General features: G+C 63.3%; 19 protein-coding genes. 8 read left to right on the forward strand and 11 right to left on the reverse strand.

All coding sequences use genetic code 11. The features are described 5' to 3' along the window. Positions 1 to 2: 2 nt before the first annotated feature. Genes AC1Q64_RS14185 through AC1Q64_RS14200 form a run of 4 tightly spaced genes read right to left on the reverse strand, consistent with a single transcriptional unit; the run spans position 3 to position 1,599 of the window. The gene (locus tag AC1Q64_RS14185; RefSeq protein WP_492251764.1) at positions 3 to 359 is read right to left on the reverse strand and encodes a protein tyrosine phosphatase family protein; all 357 of its coding nucleotides are present in this window, start codon (positions 357 to 359) and stop codon (positions 3 to 5) included. 1 nt (position 360) lies between these two features. Further along, on the reverse strand, positions 361 to 810 hold the full coding sequence (locus AC1Q64_RS14190) for a YeeE/YedE family protein (RefSeq protein ID WP_291436715.1): 450 nt from the start codon (positions 808 to 810) through the stop codon (positions 361 to 363). 28 nt (positions 811 to 838) lie between these two features. Further along, a complete protein-coding gene (locus tag AC1Q64_RS14195; protein WP_492251765.1) occupies positions 839 to 1,270 on the reverse strand; it encodes a YeeE/YedE family protein in 432 nt (143 codons plus the stop codon). Next, on the reverse strand, positions 1,264 to 1,599 hold the full coding sequence (locus AC1Q64_RS14200) for an ArsR/SmtB family transcription factor (RefSeq protein ID WP_291439970.1): 336 nt from the start codon (positions 1,597 to 1,599) through the stop codon (positions 1,264 to 1,266). Before AC1Q64_RS14200 ends, AC1Q64_RS14195 begins: the two co-directional genes overlap by 7 nt. 101 nt (positions 1,600 to 1,700) lie before the next feature. Here AC1Q64_RS14200 and AC1Q64_RS14205 point away from each other — a divergent pair, with 101 nt between their 5' ends. The 7 genes from AC1Q64_RS14205 (at position 1,701) to AC1Q64_RS14235 (ending at position 8,669) form a co-directional block, all read left to right on the forward strand. Further along, complete coding sequence (locus AC1Q64_RS14205; protein WP_492251766.1) at positions 1,701 to 2,561, forward strand: MBL fold metallo-hydrolase; 861 nt, start codon at positions 1,701 to 1,703, stop codon at positions 2,559 to 2,561. Positions 2,562 to 2,607: 46 nt separating this feature from the next. Next, entirely contained in the window at positions 2,608 to 2,988 is a 381-nt protein-coding gene (locus AC1Q64_RS14210; RefSeq protein ID WP_291439966.1) for a rhodanese-like domain-containing protein, read from the forward strand. A gap of 85 nt (positions 2,989 to 3,073) precedes the next feature. Next, complete coding sequence (locus AC1Q64_RS14215; protein WP_492251767.1) at positions 3,074 to 3,265, forward strand: YgaP family membrane protein; 192 nt, start codon at positions 3,074 to 3,076, stop codon at positions 3,263 to 3,265. A gap of 62 nt (positions 3,266 to 3,327) precedes the next feature. Beyond that, positions 3,328 to 3,702 (forward strand): carboxymuconolactone decarboxylase family protein, encoded by a 375-nt coding sequence (locus tag AC1Q64_RS14220; RefSeq protein WP_492251768.1) that lies wholly within the window; start codon positions 3,328 to 3,330, stop codon positions 3,700 to 3,702. A 138-nt stretch (positions 3,703 to 3,840) separates the two neighbouring features. Beyond that, the gene (locus AC1Q64_RS14225) at positions 3,841 to 4,371 is read left to right on the forward strand and encodes a putative pterin-binding protein (protein ID WP_492251769.1); all 531 of its coding nucleotides are present in this window, start codon (positions 3,841 to 3,843) and stop codon (positions 4,369 to 4,371) included. Positions 4,372 to 4,399: 28 nt separating this feature from the next. Further along, on the forward strand, positions 4,400 to 7,486 hold the full coding sequence (locus AC1Q64_RS14230) for a hybrid sensor histidine kinase/response regulator (RefSeq protein WP_492251770.1): 3,087 nt from the start codon (positions 4,400 to 4,402) through the stop codon (positions 7,484 to 7,486). Continuing rightward, the gene (locus AC1Q64_RS14235) at positions 7,479 to 8,669 is read left to right on the forward strand and encodes a response regulator (protein ID WP_492251771.1); all 1,191 of its coding nucleotides are present in this window, start codon (positions 7,479 to 7,481) and stop codon (positions 8,667 to 8,669) included. The genes AC1Q64_RS14230 and AC1Q64_RS14235 overlap by 8 nt, the downstream gene beginning before the upstream one ends. A 101-nt stretch (positions 8,670 to 8,770) precedes the next feature. Here the strand turns inward: AC1Q64_RS14235 and bioB are convergent, their stop codons facing one another. Then, positions 8,771 to 9,814 (reverse strand): biotin synthase BioB, encoded by a 1,044-nt coding sequence (gene bioB / locus AC1Q64_RS14240; RefSeq protein ID WP_492251772.1) that lies wholly within the window; start codon positions 9,812 to 9,814, stop codon positions 8,771 to 8,773. 3 nt (positions 9,815 to 9,817) lie between these two features. On the opposite strand from bioB, the gene AC1Q64_RS14245 reads away from it, so the two are divergent. Then, the gene (locus tag AC1Q64_RS14245; RefSeq protein WP_492251773.1) at positions 9,818 to 10,102 is read left to right on the forward strand and encodes a hypothetical protein; all 285 of its coding nucleotides are present in this window, start codon (positions 9,818 to 9,820) and stop codon (positions 10,100 to 10,102) included. Positions 10,103 to 10,168: 66 nt separating this feature from the next. Here AC1Q64_RS14245 and AC1Q64_RS14250 read toward each other — a convergent pair whose 3' ends face one another. The 6 genes from AC1Q64_RS14250 to AC1Q64_RS14275 all read right to left on the reverse strand — a co-directional run bounded on the left by AC1Q64_RS14250 (position 10,169) and on the right by AC1Q64_RS14275 (position 15,835). Further along, positions 10,169 to 10,558: a phosphopantetheine adenylyltransferase gene (locus tag AC1Q64_RS14250; protein WP_492251774.1), complete on the reverse strand. Its 390-nt coding sequence runs from the start codon at positions 10,556 to 10,558 to the stop codon at positions 10,169 to 10,171. Between the two features lie 90 nt (positions 10,559 to 10,648). Further along, positions 10,649 to 11,017 (reverse strand): hypothetical protein, encoded by a 369-nt coding sequence (locus tag AC1Q64_RS14255; RefSeq protein ID WP_492251775.1) that lies wholly within the window; start codon positions 11,015 to 11,017, stop codon positions 10,649 to 10,651. 30 nt (positions 11,018 to 11,047) lie between these two features. Continuing rightward, positions 11,048 to 11,518: a VOC family protein gene (locus AC1Q64_RS14260; protein WP_056744910.1), complete on the reverse strand. Its 471-nt coding sequence runs from the start codon at positions 11,516 to 11,518 to the stop codon at positions 11,048 to 11,050. Positions 11,519 to 11,631: 113 nt separating this feature from the next. After that, complete coding sequence (locus tag AC1Q64_RS14265; RefSeq protein WP_492251776.1) at positions 11,632 to 13,680, reverse strand: acetyl-CoA carboxylase biotin carboxylase subunit; 2,049 nt, start codon at positions 13,678 to 13,680, stop codon at positions 11,632 to 11,634. Positions 13,681 to 13,831: 151 nt separating this feature from the next. Beyond that, a complete protein-coding gene (locus AC1Q64_RS14270; protein ID WP_492251777.1) occupies positions 13,832 to 14,284 on the reverse strand; it encodes a PH domain-containing protein in 453 nt (150 codons plus the stop codon). Between the two features lie 18 nt (positions 14,285 to 14,302). Next, positions 14,303 to 15,835, reverse strand: a complete 1,533-nt coding sequence (locus tag AC1Q64_RS14275) for an acyl-CoA carboxylase subunit beta (RefSeq protein ID WP_063460287.1) — start codon at positions 15,833 to 15,835, stop codon at positions 14,303 to 14,305. Positions 15,836 to 15,852: the final 17 nt, after the last annotated feature.

Here is a 15,852-nt window from a genome sequence, read left to right on the forward strand (position 1 = left end):
GATCAGGAAGCCTCGACGCCCAGGGCCTGCGCTAGCCCAAACATCTGCGCAGACCTGGCGCCCGAACGGCAAAACGCCAATGTGGGCTTGGGTGCCGAGATCAGGACCTTGTGCATGGCCTCTACCTGTTCCGGAGTGATGGAACCGCTCACCACGGGCAGGTACACGTAATGCAGCCCGGCCACCGTGGCGGCGCGCTCCATTTCAGGGCTGGTGGGTTGTGCGCCACCGCCCTCCCCGTCGGGCCGGTTGTTGATGACGGTCTTGAAGCCCTGCTGGGCCAAAGGGGCAAAGTCGGTAGTGGCCAGCTGGGGCGACACTGCGAAATCGGGGGTAAGGGCAATGATCTGCAGCGGCATGTCAGCGGACTCCGACTTGGGTGGAGGTATGGCGACGGGACATGCGTTCAGCCAATTCGAACAGCCACATACCCGCCAGCATGGCGATCACAAACACGATGGCTTTGGGCTGGCCTGCGCCCGCCGATACGATGGCCGGACCTGGACAAAAACCTGCAATGCCCCAACCTGCGCCAAAGATGAGGCTTCCGACCACCAGTCGGCGATCAATGTCGCGCGACGTGGGCAAGTGCATCGCGCCTCCCAGGAAACTGGTGGTGCGCTTCTTTGCCACGGCGAACGCAAAGACGCCCACCGCAATGGCTCCGCCCATCACAAACGCCAGCGATGGGTCCCACAAGCCAGCCAGATCCAGAAATCCGAGCACCTTGCTGGGGTCGGTCATGCCCGAGACGATCAGGCCCAGTCCAAAGATAAGGCCCACCACAAACTCCGAAATACGATTTTTCATAGCGATCAATGCTCCGATGCGTAGAGGGTCAGGCCAGCGCGTGCCGGATGAGAAAGACGGTGACGAACCCTGCCCCCATGAAGGCCAGGGTGGCCACCAGGGACCTGGGCGACATGCGCGAGAGTCCGCACACGCCATGGCCGCTGGTGCAGCCCGATCCGTAGCGGGTGCCGACACCCACCAGCAGGCCGGCGATCACCACCATGCCCCAGCCCGTATCAATGCGCGGCTGCGTAGGGCCTGCCACCAGCCAGGAAAGCCCGGGCGCCACCAACATGCCCAGCACAAAAGCCACACGCCAACCGATGTCGCCAGCGCGAGGCCGCAGCAGGCCACCGACGATGCCGCTGATGCCCAGGATGCGCCCATTGAAAAGCACAAAAAGCGCCGAGGCCAGGCCCAGCAGAACACCGCCCGCGAGGGCGGCCCAGGGGGTGAAATGGGTCCAGTCGATCAGCATGCTGCGCTCTCCTTGGCAGGGCCGCAAAATTGTTCGAACAGCACGTTCATCACGGCCAGGGCCTGGGGGCTGGCGATCTCGTAATAGATGTTTTTGCCTTCTCGGCGGGTACTGACGAGGCCCTCTTCGCGCAGCACCCCCAGTTGCTGGGACAACGTGGGCTGGGAGATGCCCACCAGTTCCTCCAGCTCGCCCACGCGCTTTTCACCCTGTGTCAGCTGGCACAGCAAGAGCAGGCGATCGGGGTTGGACAAAACCTTCATCAAGCGGCAGGCGATGTCGGCGGACCTGCGCAAGGCTTCAAGGTCCATTTGCGTCTCTGCGTGCATGGTGGCGGGCTCCTTTTTCAAATTCGATGTCGATATTCTATTGACTAACAATCTATCTGTCAATAAACTATCAACATAGAAATTAAATACGGAGTCCTTCGATGCAACCCCATATAGAAGCCTTCTTTGATGACGCCACCTGGACGGTGAGCTATGTGGTGTTCGATCAGCCTGGCGGCCACTGCGCGGTGGTGGATTCGGTGCTGGACTACGACCCGAAGTCGGGTCGCACCCGTACGCTGTCTGCCGACAAGATCGTGGCGTTTGTGCAAGGTCAGGGGCTGAAGGTGCAATGGATTCTGGAAACCCATGCCCATGCAGACCACCTGTCGGCCGCGCACTACCTTCGCGACAAGCTGGGCGGGAAAATTGCCATTGGTGCGTCCATCACCCAGGTACAGGATGTGTTCAAGAAGGTCTTTCATCTGGAGCCCGGGTTCCACCCGGATGGCAGCCAGTTCGACCAGCTCCTGCACGACAACGAGGTGTTCCGCATTGGTCAGCTAGAGGCAAAGGCACTCGCAGTGCCTGGCCACACGCCGGCTTGCATGGCCTACAAAGTGGGAGACGCCGTGTTTGTCGGCGACACGCTGTTCATGCCCGATGTGGGTACCGCGCGCTGCGACTTCCCTGGTGGCAACGCACACACGCTTTACCAGTCAGTGCGCAAGTTGCTCAGCCTGCCCGCTGAGACCCGCCTGTTCATGTGCCACGACTACCCCCCCGCAGGGCGCGCAGTGGCCTGGCAAACCACCGTTGCCGACCAGCGCGCCGACAACATCCATGTGCACGACGGGGTGACCGAGGAGGCTTTTGTGGCGCTGCGCACCCAACGTGACGCCACGCTGGAGATGCCGGTGCTCATCCTGCCCTCGGTGCAGGTCAACATCCGCGCGGGAGAAATGCCGCCACCGGAAGCCAACGGCGTGACCTATCTCAAGATTCCCGTCAACGCGCTGTGACACGCTGCCGCATCCGTACCACCCCACCCACTGCAGGAACACTGACATGAAAACCGCCCACGATCTGGTCACTGCTGCCAAGGCTCTGGTGCAAGAGGTACCGCTGGACAAGGCAGACGAAGCCATCCGCAACGCCGACGTGCTGATCGATGTGCGAGAGGCCGACGAGTACCAGGCTGGGCATATCCCCGGCGCCATTCACGCCTCTCGCGGAGTGCTGGAGTTCCGGCTCAGTAGCACGCCCGAACTCAACGCTCGCGACCTCAAGGTGGTGCTGTACTGCAAGACCAGTGGCCGGGCTGCGCTGGCTGCGTGTGCCATGCAGGACATGGGCTACCTGCAGGTGCAGTCCATCGCAGGCGGCTTTGACGCGTGGTTGGCTGCGGGCAATCCCGTCGCAGCGCCCGCATCCCCCTCATTCGATTGACCGGGCGGTGAGCGCATCCGGCGTTCACCGCGCTTGTGCAAGTAAGGCCCATCCCCGGGCCACAACCCCAGAGCAAGGAATCATCATGAACATCAATGTAGGAACCGTAGACCGTGTGCTACGCATCGTCGCAGGCCTGGTCTTGATCGCACTGGCTGCCACCGGTACGGTGGGCTGGTGGGGTTGGCTGGGGGTGGTACCACTGGCAACAGGCCTGTTTCGCTTCTGCCCGGCCTACACGCTGCTCGGCATCAACACCTGTCCGATGAAAAAATGAACCGATGGCGTGCGCCCGCCGCCTGGCTGGCGCTCATCATGGTCCCAGCGAGGAATAATGAAATGAGTACGTTTGATCACATCGGCCTGATTCAGGGCATCAACGAAAACCTGGCCACCTTTCGCAAGGCCCAGCCCGACGCCATGCGGGGCTTTGCGCAGCTGGCGCAGGCGTCCATGGCGGAAGGGGCACTGACCAGCAAACACAAAGAACTGATTGCCCTGGCCATCGGCGTGACCCAGCGCTGCTCCGGGTGCATCGGTTTTCATGTCAAGGCGCTGCAAAAGCTTGGCGCCACGCGTGCAGAACTAGAAGAAATGCTGGCCGTGTGCGTTTACATGGGGGGCGGCCCGGCACTCATGTACACGGCCGAGGCGCTCAAGGCCTGGGACACCATGGCCGCAGCCAACCTCACCACCGCAGCCACCGCTGCCTGAAGCCCTGGCCCTGCCCCCTCTCCCACCATCATCCGCTCTATATGCAAAACCACCTTCAGCCAGACCAGCGGCAATAAATCGGTTTACATTTTGGGCGTCTGTCCGCGAGACTGTTACCAAACCGGAAGGGGGGTGTCCATGCAATCTCATCGTCGTCATGGGGGGAAACTGGCGAGGTCCAAGGCATTGGCGGCATGGGTCATCGGTGCGCTGGCGGCGGGCACCGCACACGCCCTGGAGTCACCCACAGGTCCCGTCGTCCTGACCATCGATGGCGCCATCACGCAGACCAACCGGGGTCCGCAGGCGCAGTTCGACATGAAGATGCTGGAGAAGCTGCCGCAGCACAGCTTCTCCACCCAGACACCCTGGTACCCCAGCGCCGTCACTTTCACAGGCCCCCTGCTGCGCGATGTGCTGGCGGCGGTGGGCGCCAAGGGCACCAAGATCACTGCTGTGGCCCTGAATGACTACAAAACCGAGATCCCTGCAGACGATGCCACGCGCCACGACGTGATCGTGGCGCGCCTGATGAACAACCGGCCCATGCCCATCCGCGAAAAAGGCCCGCTGTTCATCGTGTACCCGTTTGACACCAAGGCAGAGTTGCGCAGCGAGCTGTACTACAACCGGGCGGCCTGGCAGCTCAACGCCTTGCACATCCGATAGCCGCCCCTCCCCGCCACAGCCCCCACGCATGCTGCGCAGCCAACACATCCTGAGGCTCATCATTGCGGGGCTGGTATTGGCCTATGTCGCTATTGCGGCTGTGCAGTACAGCCAGTACCGCAGCGTGGAGGCCGTCATGCGGCGCGGCGACGTCAACGCGCTGTGGTCGTTCTTGCAGCTCAACGTGGAGTACGAAAAGCTGGACCATGCGCTGCACCAGTTCGAGCTGGACCCCACCAGCATCACCACGGACAAGCTGGAGCTGCGTTACGACTTGTTCCTGAGCCGTTTCAGCGCGCTGGAGAGCGGCACCTCTCGCACGCTGATGCAGGACGAGCCCATTTACGCCAATGCGCTGGCGGCCCTGCAGCGGTTTGTGGCAGCGGGCGACAGCTACTTTGGCGCCAGTGTGGACGCCACCTCCAGCCAGACCAATATGCGACGGCTGCGCACCGAGCTGGACGGCCTGCGCGACACGGTGCAAGAGCTTTCGCTCAACGCCTCGCGCGTTTCCGCCATGCTGGGCGATTCGCGCAATGCCGAGGTCAAGCGCCAGACTTTGCTCACCACTGGGCTCACGGCATTCCAGGCGCTGCTCACGTTTTTGCTGGCCTTTGCGATGGCGCGACAATTCTTGCAGCGCGAAAAGGCTACGTCCCAGGCCATGGCCGCGCAGAACGAGCTGGTAGAGGCCCTTAAGCGCAACGAGGAGGCGCTGGAGGCGCGCGTTGCAGAGCGCACCGTGGAGCTGCAGAAGGTCAACGCAGCCCTGCGCGAACACGAGGACGAGCTGGAGATTGCCTGGGCCCGCGCTGAAGACGCCTCGCAGATGAAGTCGGACTTCCTGGCCAACATGAGCCACGAGATCCGTACCCCCATGAACGCGGTGATCGGCATGAGCCACCTGGCCCTGAGCACCAACCTCACGCCGCGCCAGCGCGACTATGTCGAAAAGATCCAGCGATCAGGCCAGCATCTGCTGGGCCTGATCAACGACATCCTGGACTTCAGCAAGATCGAAGCCGGCAAGCTTGAAGTGGAGCTGGTGGACTTTGACCTGCGCGGCGTGCTGGACAACGTGGTCAACCTGGTCAGCGACAAATGCGTGCACAAGGGTCTGGAGCTGCTGTTCGATGTGGACCCTGCCCTGCCCGACGACCTGCGCGGCGACCCGTTGCGCCTGGGGCAGATCCTGGTGAACTACGCCAACAACGCCGTCAAATTCACCGACAAGGGCGAAATCATCGTGCGCGTCACCGAAACGTCGCGCGACAACACCGGAGTCCTGCTGCGCTTTGAGGTGCAGGACACCGGCATCGGCCTGACTCCCGAGCAGCAGTCGCGGCTGTTTCGCTCGTTCGAACAGGCCGACACCTCCACCACGCGCAAATACGGCGGCACCGGGCTGGGGCTGGCCATTTCCAAGAAGCTGGCTGGCTTGATGGGCGGCGAAGTGGGGGTACAAAGCCAGCCTGGGGTGGGCAGCACCTTCTGGTTTACCGCCCGTCTGGGGCTGGGCAACCCGAGCCATGCCCCTCTGCTGCCCACCCCCGACCTGCGTGGGCGGCACGTACTGGTAGTGGACGACAGCCAGCAGGCCCGGCATATCCTGGGCGAGATGCTGGCCCGCATGAGCTTTGCCGTCACCACGGCCTCTTCCGGCGAGGAGGCGGTGGTCCAGGCCCGCGCCGCCGAACAGGCTGGTCGCCCCTGCGAGATCGCATTCGTGGACTGGAAGATGCCCGGCATGGACGGGTTTGACACCCACCGCGCACTCGCCCGCCTGCAGCACCCGCCCCACACGGTCATAGTGACCGCAGCAGGCCGCGACGATGTGCAAAGCGAACTGGAGCGCGCGGGGCTGCAGCTGATGCTGTCCAAGCCCGTCAGCCCCTCGCAACTGATTGATGCCGCCATGCAGGCGCTGGGAGGGCCGACCCGATCTTCTGACGGTCGGACCAAGCAGGCACCCACCCGTGCAGCGCACCTGTCTGCCATTGCTGGTGCGCGGGTGCTGCTGGTGGACGACAACGACCTGAACCAGCAAGTAGGCGCCGAGCTGCTGAGCGGCGCAGGCCTGGTGGTGGACGTGGCCCAGAACGGACAGGTGGCGCTGGACATGCTCGCCCAAGCCCCCTACGACCTGGTACTGATGGACATGCAAATGCCCGTGATGGACGGCCTGACCGCCACCAGGCACCTGCGCCAGAACCCGTCCTGGGCCCAGTTGCCCGTGCTTGCCATGACGGCCAACGCCATGAGCCGCGACCGTGACCTGTGCCTGGAAGCGGGCATGAACGGCCACCTCGCCAAACCCATCGACCCGGACGAACTGTTTGCCACCCTGCTGCAATGGATTGCACCGCGTACCACCGGTGCGGACGAGGCTGACAGCGAAGGCGGAGACCTTCAGGGGCAGCCAGCAAGCGCTCCCTCCAAGTCCGACACAGCGCCCCACTCCACTGCCGCGCTTCCCGCCGATGACGCACTGCACCGCATCCCAGGGCTCGACGTGACCGCCGGCCTGCGGCGCGTGCTGGACAAACGGCCTGCCTACGAGGGCCTGCTACGCAAATTTGTGACAGGGCAAGCGCATGCGGTACAAGCCACCCGCATCGCCATGGCCGCCGGGCAGCACGACGAGGCCCAGCGCGCCATGCACACGCTCAGAGGCACGGCCAGCACCATTGGCGCTACCGCCTTGGCCGCCCTGGCGCAACGGGTGGAAGAAGCCATCGCCCAGAAGGCCTCGCCCGACTTGGTGGAGCCACTGCTTCAGCCTGTCGAAGCGGCTTGCCAGGCGCTGGTTACGGCACTACAGCAGGCCCTGCCCGCAGAGGAGGTTGCGGGCGCGGACGTTGCTCCCGGCCTGCAGATCGACGCATCCGCCGCGCGTGAACTGGTGGCGCAGCTCAGCGCGCTGCTGTCCGACGACGATTCCGACGCCATTGAAATCTTCAAGCAATCCGCCCCCACCCTGCAGGCCCTGCTGGGGCCGCTGTATGGCCAGATGAAGAGGTCGATGGACAGCTACGACTTCGTGGGGGCACTGACAGCACTGCGCAAGGCTCCCCTTGCACACAATGACAACCAGGAGGACCCGGTTCATGAATAGCCCATTCGCGCCCAGTGCCAAATGCACGGTGCTGGTCGTAGACGACACGCCCGACAACCTCTCGCTGATGAGCGACCTGCTGCGCACCGACTACAAGGTCAAACTCGCGCCCAGTGGCGAGCGTGCACTGCAGATTGTGGCGGGCGACAGCAAGCCCGACCTGATCCTGCTGGACATCATGATGCCGGACATGGACGGTTACGAGGTGCTGCGCCGCCTGCAGTTCAACCCCGACACCGAAGACATCCCCGTCATCTTCCTCACCGCCATGAGCGCAGCCGATGACGAAAGCGTTGGCCTGGAGCTGGGTGCGGTGGACTACATCACCAAACCCATCAACCCGGCCATCGTGATGGCCCGGGTGCGCAACCACCTGCAGCTCAAGCGCGCGCGCGATTTCCTGGCCCAGCACAACCATTTTCTGGAGCAGGAGGTCGCCAACCGCACCAGGGCGATGGCCGAGCTGCAGGACGCCACGATCCGCGCTATGGCCTCGCTGGCCGAAACGCGCGACAACGAAACGGGCAACCACATTCGCCGCACGCAGCACTACATGGAAGCGTTGGCCCGCGACCTTCAAAACCACCCGCGCTTCAAGGACGAGCTGACTGACGCCGCCATCGAGACCATCTTCAAGTCCGCCCCGCTGCACGACATTGGCAAAGTGGGTATTCCGGACCGCATCCTGCTCAAGCCCGGCAAGCTCACGCCGGAAGAGTTCGAGATCATGAAGACCCACACCACCCTGGGGCGCGACGCCATCATCGCGGCCGAGACGGGTACCACACAGGACAACCCGTTTTTCCGGTATGCCAAGGAGATCGCCTACAGCCACCAGGAGAAATGGGACGGCTCTGGCTACCCCGAAGGCCTGGTGGGCAACACCATTCCGCTGTCAGCGCGGCTCATGGCCGTGGCCGACGTGTATGACGCACTGATTTCAGAGCGTGTCTACAAACCCTCGTATTCCCACGAGCAGGCCGTGAAGATCATCCGCGACGGCCGGGGAAGCCACTTCGACCCTGACATGGTCGATGCCTTCCTGGCACTGTCGGAGGAGTTTCGGCGCATTGCCCAGCAGTTTGCCGATGCCGAGCCTGCAAGGCTGGCCCAGGTGGACCGCCTGGCGGCCGATTTGCCCATGGAGCGCATTGAACTGACCTTGCGCGAAGATCCGCTCTGAATGGCTGTGCCCCGCGCCGTGTCGTAGCGCAGCACTGTGGCACTGCATTCGGTGGCGCAGCAGCGCGCTCCAGCAGAAGCACGCCGCCGCTCCGGGGAACATCAAGCGCTGTGGCTGTGCCCGTCCAGGGTGGTGGTCGTTGTGCGGTGGCCATTCAGGCCCAGCTTGGCCAGCAGTTGCACATCCGCCTCCACGTCGGGGTTGCCTGTCACCAGTAGCTTGTCGCCATAAAAGATGGAGTTGGCCCCGGCCATGAAGCACAGCGCCTGCACGGCTTCACCCAGTTGCTGGCGCCCCGCCGACAGGCGCACGCGCGCCTTGGGCATGGTGATGCGGGCCACCGCAATCACGCGCACAAAGTCAAACGGGTCGATGGGCTCGCTGTCAGCCAAAGGCGTTCCAGGCACGCGCACCAGGCTGTTGATGGGCACGGACTCGGGGTACGGCTGCAGGTTGGCCAGCTGCGCAATCAGGCCCGCACGGTGCACGGGCGCCTCGCCCATGCCCACGATGCCGCCGCAGCACACGCTGATGCCCGCGCTGCGTACATGCTGCAGCGTGTCCAGCCGGTCCTGGTAGGCGCGGGTGCTGACCACATCGGTGTAGTACTCGGGGGCGGTGTCCAGATTGTGGTTGTAGTAGTCCAGGCCCGCGTCTTTCAATGCCTGCGCTTGGTGCGATTCGAGCATGCCCAGCGTCGCGCAGGTCTGCAGGCCCAGGCCCTTCACCGCACCGATCAGGGCGCTGACTTTTTCAATGTCGCGGTCCTTGGGCGCACGCCAGGCGGCACCCATGCAAAAGCGCGTGGCACCCGCGTCCTTGGCGGCCTGGGCGGCGCGCACCACCTCATCCACCTCCATGAGCTTGTCAGCCTTCACGCCGGTGTCGAACTCCGCCGCCTGCGGGCAATAGCCGCAGTTCTCGGGGCAGCCGCCGGTCTTGACCGACAGCAGCGTGGCCAGCTCAACGTCGCCTGCAGGCCAGTGCTGGCGGTGAACGGTTTGGGCTTCAAACAGCAGGTCCATCAAGGGCTTGTCGAGCAAGGCCTGGATGTCTGCCACCGACCACTCACCTTGCACGACCGGCGCAGGGACGGGGCGATGGAGCTGGATGGGCTGGGGGGCGGAGAGGGTTGCGTTGGCCATGGGTTGGTTCCTTTCAAAAGCCTGCTGCTGCAAGCACCAGGTATTGCATCAGTGATCACACCAAGCGCCACCCCAGAGTCGTCAGGAGAGCCGCTTTGTATCGCTATCACCATGATTTTGAAGGAGATTTCGGCACAACTGCCTTCAACATGGTCACAAAAGGTGCCACTATTTTCAGGCGCTCAACTGTTCGGATCTCGCCGTGCGAAAACGGTAGAAAAGCCAGCTGTTGACCACTTTAGGGAGCACGTTGAAACCACGGCCAAAACCGCCAATGCAACGCGCTGACAACTGGTGGCTTTGGCTTTTATCTTGCGGCTGGCGCCCTCTCGCACGCTCCGAAGTTCGTGAAAGTTAGGCGCTTGCTGGGCACCTCTCGGACCAGACTCGGGCCACAGCGCCCGCAACCAGGCACGCCAGGGCCAGGCCATCGGCCACCACCACGCGCTGCAAATGCGCATTGAAGCCGTTTGTGGACCATGCAAGCAGCAGGAAAGAAAAAATGCTGACCGCACCAACAATCAGGCCCGGCCACTGGTGGCCGGGCTTGAACGCCGCCATCAGGCAGAGCCCACCCACGATGCCGAACAACACGGCACGGTGCCACAGCAGGATGAGCGTTTTCGGATCGGAAGGGGCCACGCCGTAGAGTCTGGCCAAGTGCTCTGAGCCGAGCACGCCGATCAAGGGAATCAGGTGAATGGCACCTGCGAGCAGCAAGGCCAGAGAAGCAATTTTTTGCATGGGCAGGCGACACCAAAGACAAGGTGCCGCCGTTGTAGCCCCCGCCGGGCCCGGTGACCATGACGCCCCAGGTCATGGACGCCGCGCTGTTCAGCGCCCCAGCATCTGCTCCAGCGCCTCGCGGATGGCGCGGGGCTTGTTGTCAGCGTCGTCGATGGCAGAACAGCTCGGACTGTGCTCCACCTCGGCGCCGCTACTGCCGACGCGACCGAACAGACGCTCGCAGTCACATCGCAGGGAGGCCAGCGTCTTGCGGGACCGCTGGTGTTTCACTTCCGCCACCCAGCAGCGGTCCGCGCAGCCGCAGGACCGGTACTGCAGGGTTTCCCCCGGCCGGCCCCAGTCGAGCGGATAGGCACCCGTGCCACCTGCTGCCCCACCGCCCTGCCCTGCCAGTGCGAGGACCAGCAGGGCGCTCACCTTGGCGCCAGCCAGCAACGTACGCTGGAGCGAAACCATGGGGGCAACAGCGGGCTGTGGTGGTGGGGTTCAGCCCAGCGCGGCAATCACGTCCGCCGGTGCCTGCACCAGTTCGATCAACACGCCTTCGCCCGCAATTGGAAACTCGTCATTGCTCTTAGGGTGCAAGAACGTGATGTCGTAGCCCGCCGCCCCCTTGCGGATGCCGCCGGGCGCAAAGCGCACGCCTTTGGCCGTGAGCCATTCCACCGCCTTGGGCAAGTCATCGATCCACAGGCCGATGTGGTTGAGCGGCGTGGTGTGCACGGCGGGCTTCTTGTCGATGTCCAGCGGCTGCATGATGTCCACCTCCACCTTGAAGGCGCCTTTGCCCATGGCCAGGATGTCTTCATCGACGTTCTCGCGCTCGCTCTGGAAAGTGCCGGTCTGTTCGAGGCCCAGCATGTCCACCCACAGCGTCTTCATCCGCTGCTTGTCGGTGCCGCCAATGGCCACCTGCTGGATGCCCAGGACCTTGAAGGGGCGTGGGGTTGTGCTCATGATTACTCCTGATTTGATAGCAACCAGCGCATATTCTTCTAGCGCTAGCGGCCAAAAAGACTAAAAAAGGGGCGCAAGGCCCCTCTGGATGGGTTGTGGGGCCCTGGGCAGGATCACTGGAATTCCAGGATCACCTGGTCCACCGCCAGCGACTCACCCTTGCCCGCCGTGATCTTGCCCACCACGCCATCTTGCGCGGCAAAGAGGATGTTCTCCATCTTCATGGCTTCGATCACCGCCAGCTTTTCACCGGCCTGCACCTTCTGCCCAGGCTGCACCGCCACATCGACCAGCAAGCCGGGCATGGGCGAGAGCAGGAACTTGGACAGATCTGGCGGTGCCTTGAATGGCATCAGCTTGTGCAGCTTGGCACCCAGGGGCGACAGCACCAGCGCATCGATCTGCGTGCCGTTGTGGGCAATGCGCAGCGCCAGCGGGTTCTTGCCCACGCCGCGCTCCACCTGGGCCGTGAAGCCCTGGCCGTTGCATGCGCCCTGCACGCGGATCTGGCCCAGCGTGGCGGTGCTACTGATCTGATAGCTATTGCCGCCCACGCTGATTGCGCTGGAGCCCGATTTGTCTTCAAAGTCGGACACCGTCACCTCGTGGTGCTGGTTCTGCCCTTCAGCACCCAGCGTGACTACCACAAACTGCTCGCCCACCTTCACCTCGTGGCCAGCGAGCTGGCCGCTGATGCCGGAGGCGCGTGCACGGTAGCGGCGGTTCATGAACGCGGCCAGCGCCACCAGGAACAGCGGGTCGCTGTGCGGCACGTCTTCGGCGTGGAAGCCCTTGCCGTAGTTCTCGGCGATGAAGCCGGTGTTGAAGTCGCCCGTCACGAACTTGGGGTGCGCCAGCAACGCGGCCTGGAACGGGATGTTGCTGCTGATGCCGCGAATCACAAAGCCGTTGAGCGCCGCGCGCATCTTGGCAATCGCATCGTTGCGGTCCGTGCCGTGCACGATGAGCTTGGCGATCATCGAGTCGTAGTACATGGGGATCTCGCCGCCCTCATACACGCCCGTGTCCACCCGCACGCCCAATTTTTTGGTCGTATCGGACTGGAACATCGTCTCCTCCGGCGGCTGAAAGCGCACCAGGCGGCCGGTGGACGGCAGGAAGTTGCGGAACGGGTCTTCGGCGTTGATGCGGCACTCAATGGCCCAGCCGTCGCGCTTCACGTCGGCTTGTGTCAACGGCAGCTTCTCGCCCGCGGCCACGCGGATCATCAGCTCCACCAGGTCCAGGCCGGTGATGCATTCCGTCACCGGGTGCTCCACCTGCAGGCGGGTGTTCATCTCCAGGAAGTAGAAGTCCTGGTCCTTGCCGACCACGAACTCCACCGTGCCCGCGCTCTGGTACTTCACGGCCTTGGCCAGTTGCACCGCCTGCTCGCCCATCGCCTTGCGGGTGGCGTCGCTGATGAAGGGCGATGGAGCCTCTTCAATCACCTTCTGATGGCGGCGCTGGATGGAGCACTCGCGCTCGTTCAGGTAGATCACGTTGCCGTGCGAATCGCCCAGCACCTGGATCTCGATGTGGCGCGGTTCCTGCACAAACTTCTCAATGAAGATGCGGTCGTCGCCAAAGCTGTTGCGGGCCTCGTTCTGGCAGCTGGCAAAGCCTTCAAACGCTTCCTTGTCGTTGAACGCCACGCGCAGGCCCTTGCCACCGCCGCCGGCCGAAGCCTTGATCATCACGGGGTAGCCAATGCCCTTGGCGATCTCCACCGCCTGCTCGGGGCCCGAGATGGCGTCGTTGTAGCCCGGGATGGTGTTGACCTTGGCCTCGTTGGCCAGCTTCTTCGATGCGATCTTGTCGCCCATGGCAGCAATCGAAAACGCCTTGGGGCCGATGAAGGCGATGCCTTCGTCTTCGCAGCGCTTGGCGAAGGCTTCGTTTTCAGAGAGGAAGCCATAGCCCGGGTGCACGGCCTGCGCGCCCGTCTGCTTGCAGGCGGCAATGATCTTGTCGGCCAGCAGGTACGACTCGCGGCTGGGCGCGGCGCCAATGTGCACAGCCTCGTCGGCCAGCTTGACGTGGCGCGCTTCCTTGTCAGCGTCGGAGTAGACGGCGACGGTTGCGATGCCCATTTTCTTGGCCGTTGCAATCACCCTACACGCAATCTCGCCCCGGTTCGCAATCAGGATTTTGGTGAACATTCTCTTAACTCCTTAGGCTATGGGGTGGCGTGTAGCAGCCCGCTGCGCGGTCTGAGGCAGGCAATTTGTCGAAACGTCCGCTGCGCGGCCGTTTTCGCCACGGTTGGCGATCAGGATTTTGGTGAACATAACAAGTTCCTCGAAACGGAATTCAAAAACCAGTGATGTGGGCTGCGGGGCAACGCTCACGCAAGCAGTCCACAAACCGTTGTTTCTCACGCGGCGACACAAGCACACTGCGAGCAGTGCCGTACAGAACACGAATGCGGTCCAGCGACAGCGCGGGCGATGACAGCCAGCTGCGAGACGGCGATACCTCCCGCACCTCGCTCAATGCGATGCGCCAGCGAAACGGGCCGCTGCGAATGCGCAGCTCCTCGCCCGTCACGGTGTAGTTCGTGTCCAGCAGCAGCCAGATCGGCAGCACCAGCGTCAGCAAGACGATGCCGGCCAGCACAGCCATCTCAGCCCTGGACGTGGAGAACAGCACCATCGGGGCCGCAATGCTCAGGCACGTGAAACCCGCAGCCACGGCAATGCCAGAGATCCAGGCATCCACCTTGGACACAAAGAATGCGCGTGGCACTGGCAACACGAAGGTCATGGCGCTTTCGCTCTGTGATCAGAGAGGGATGTTCCCGTGCTTGCGCCACGGGTTTTCCAGCTTCTTGTCGCGCAACATCACCAACGACCGGCAGATGCGCTTGCGCGTCTCGTGCGGCAGGATCACGTCGTCAATAAAGCCCCGCGCCCCAGCCACAAACGGGTTGGCAAAGCGCTGCTTGTATTCCGCCTCGCGCGCGGCCAGCTTCACCGGGTCGTTCTTGTCTTCGCGGAAGATGATTTCCACCGCGCCCTTGGCGCCCATCACCGCGATCTCGGCGTTGGGCCAGGCCAGGTTCACGTCGCCGCGCAGGTGCTTGGAGCTCATCACGTCATACGCACCGCCGTAGGCCTTGCGGGTGATGACGGTGATCTTGGGCACGGTGCACTCGGCGTACGCGTACAGCAGCTTGGCGCCGTGCTTGATGATGCCGCCGTACTCCTGGCTGGTGCCGGGCATGAAGCCGGGAACGTCCACAAACGTGACCACGGGGATGTTGAACGCATCGCAAAAGCGCACAAAACGCGCGGCCTTGATGCTCGACTTGATGTCCAGGCAGCCCGCCAGCACCAGCGGCTGGTTGGCCACGATGCCCACGGTCTGGCCTTCCATGCGGGCAAAGCCGATCAGAATGTTCTTGGCGTACTCGGGTTGCAGCTCGAAGAAATCCCCATCGTCCACCGTCTTGAGGATCAGCTCCTTCATGTCGTACGGCTTGTTGGGGTTCTCGGGCACCAGGGTGTCCAGGCTCAGGTCCATGCGGTCGGCCGGGTCGTTGCTCTTGCGCACCGGGGCTTTTTCGCGGTTGTTGAGCGGCAGGTAGTTGTACAGGCGGCGCAGCATCATCAGCGCCTCCACGTCGTTCTCGAACGCCATGTCGGCCACACCGCTCTTGGTGGTGTGCGTCACGGCGCCGCCCAGTTCCTCGGCCGTCACCTCTTCGTGCGTCACGGTCTTCACGACTTCGGGGCCGGTCACGAACATGTAGCTCGAATCCTTGACCATAAAGATGAAGTCCGTCATGGCGGGCGAGTACACGGCGCCACCGGCGCTGGGGCCCATGATCATGCTGATCTGCGGAATCACGCCGCTGGCGAGCACGTTCTTCTGAAACACGTCGGCATAGCCGCCGAGGGACGCCACGCCTTCCTGAATGCGCGCGCCGCCCGAGTCGTTGAGGCCGATCACCGGCGCGCCGACCTTCATGGCCTGGTCCATCACCTTGCAGATTTTCTCGGCATGCGTCTCAGACAAGGCGCCGCCGAACACGGTGAAGTCCTGGCTGAAGACGAACACCAGGCGGCCGTTGATCATGCCGTAGCCGGTCACCACGCCGTCGCCGGGGATTTTGTTGTCCTCCATGCCAAAGTCGGTGCAGCGGTGCTCGACGAACATGTCCCATTCCTCGAACGTGCCGTCGTCCAGCAGCAGCTCGATGCGCTCGCGCGCGGTGAGCTTGCCCTTGGCGTGCTGCGCATCAATGCGCTTTTGCCCGCCGCCCAGGCGTGCCAGCGCACGCTTTTTCTCCAGTTGCTCCAGGATGTCTTGCATGGTCGTCCTTTGGTGAA

This window comes from Acidovorax sp. GW835-FHT14G06 (genome assembly GCF_058793595.1).

Excerpts from the sequence above, each read along its gene's own strand:
- AC1Q64_RS14270 (WP_492251777.1), bottom strand. The coding sequence starts at position 14,284 with ATGACCTTCGTGTTGCCAGTGCCACGCGCATTCTTTGTGTCCAAGGTG.
- AC1Q64_RS14250 (WP_492251774.1), bottom strand. The coding sequence starts at position 10,558 with ATGCAAAAAATTGCTTCTCTGGCCTTGCTGCTCGCAGGTGCCATTCAC.
- AC1Q64_RS14275 (WP_063460287.1), bottom strand. The coding sequence starts at position 15,835 with ATGCAAGACATCCTGGAGCAACTGGAGAAAAAGCGTGCGCTGGCACGC.
- AC1Q64_RS14230 (WP_492251770.1), top strand. The coding sequence starts at position 4,400 with ATGCTGCGCAGCCAACACATCCTGAGGCTCATCATTGCGGGGCTGGTA.
- AC1Q64_RS14210 (WP_291439966.1), top strand. The coding sequence starts at position 2,608 with ATGAAAACCGCCCACGATCTGGTCACTGCTGCCAAGGCTCTGGTGCAA.
- AC1Q64_RS14220 (WP_492251768.1), top strand. The coding sequence starts at position 3,328 with ATGAGTACGTTTGATCACATCGGCCTGATTCAGGGCATCAACGAAAAC.
- AC1Q64_RS14200 (WP_291439970.1), bottom strand. The coding sequence starts at position 1,599 with ATGCACGCAGAGACGCAAATGGACCTTGAAGCCTTGCGCAGGTCCGCC.
- AC1Q64_RS14260 (WP_056744910.1), bottom strand. The coding sequence starts at position 11,518 with ATGAGCACAACCCCACGCCCCTTCAAGGTCCTGGGCATCCAGCAGGTG.
- AC1Q64_RS14205 (WP_492251766.1), top strand. The coding sequence starts at position 1,701 with ATGCAACCCCATATAGAAGCCTTCTTTGATGACGCCACCTGGACGGTG.
- AC1Q64_RS14215 (WP_492251767.1), top strand. The coding sequence starts at position 3,074 with ATGAACATCAATGTAGGAACCGTAGACCGTGTGCTACGCATCGTCGCA.
- AC1Q64_RS14255 (WP_492251775.1), bottom strand. The coding sequence starts at position 11,017 with ATGGTTTCGCTCCAGCGTACGTTGCTGGCTGGCGCCAAGGTGAGCGCC.
- AC1Q64_RS14195 (WP_492251765.1), bottom strand. The coding sequence starts at position 1,270 with ATGCTGATCGACTGGACCCATTTCACCCCCTGGGCCGCCCTCGCGGGC.
- AC1Q64_RS14190 (WP_291436715.1), bottom strand. The coding sequence starts at position 810 with ATGAAAAATCGTATTTCGGAGTTTGTGGTGGGCCTTATCTTTGGACTG.
- AC1Q64_RS14265 (WP_492251776.1), bottom strand. The coding sequence starts at position 13,680 with ATGTTCACCAAAATCCTGATTGCGAACCGGGGCGAGATTGCGTGTAGG.
- bioB (WP_492251772.1), bottom strand. The coding sequence starts at position 9,814 with ATGGCCAACGCAACCCTCTCCGCCCCCCAGCCCATCCAGCTCCATCGC.
- AC1Q64_RS14225 (WP_492251769.1), top strand. The coding sequence starts at position 3,841 with ATGCAATCTCATCGTCGTCATGGGGGGAAACTGGCGAGGTCCAAGGCA.
- AC1Q64_RS14235 (WP_492251771.1), top strand. The coding sequence starts at position 7,479 with ATGAATAGCCCATTCGCGCCCAGTGCCAAATGCACGGTGCTGGTCGTA.
- AC1Q64_RS14185 (WP_492251764.1), bottom strand. The coding sequence starts at position 359 with ATGCCGCTGCAGATCATTGCCCTTACCCCCGATTTCGCAGTGTCGCCC.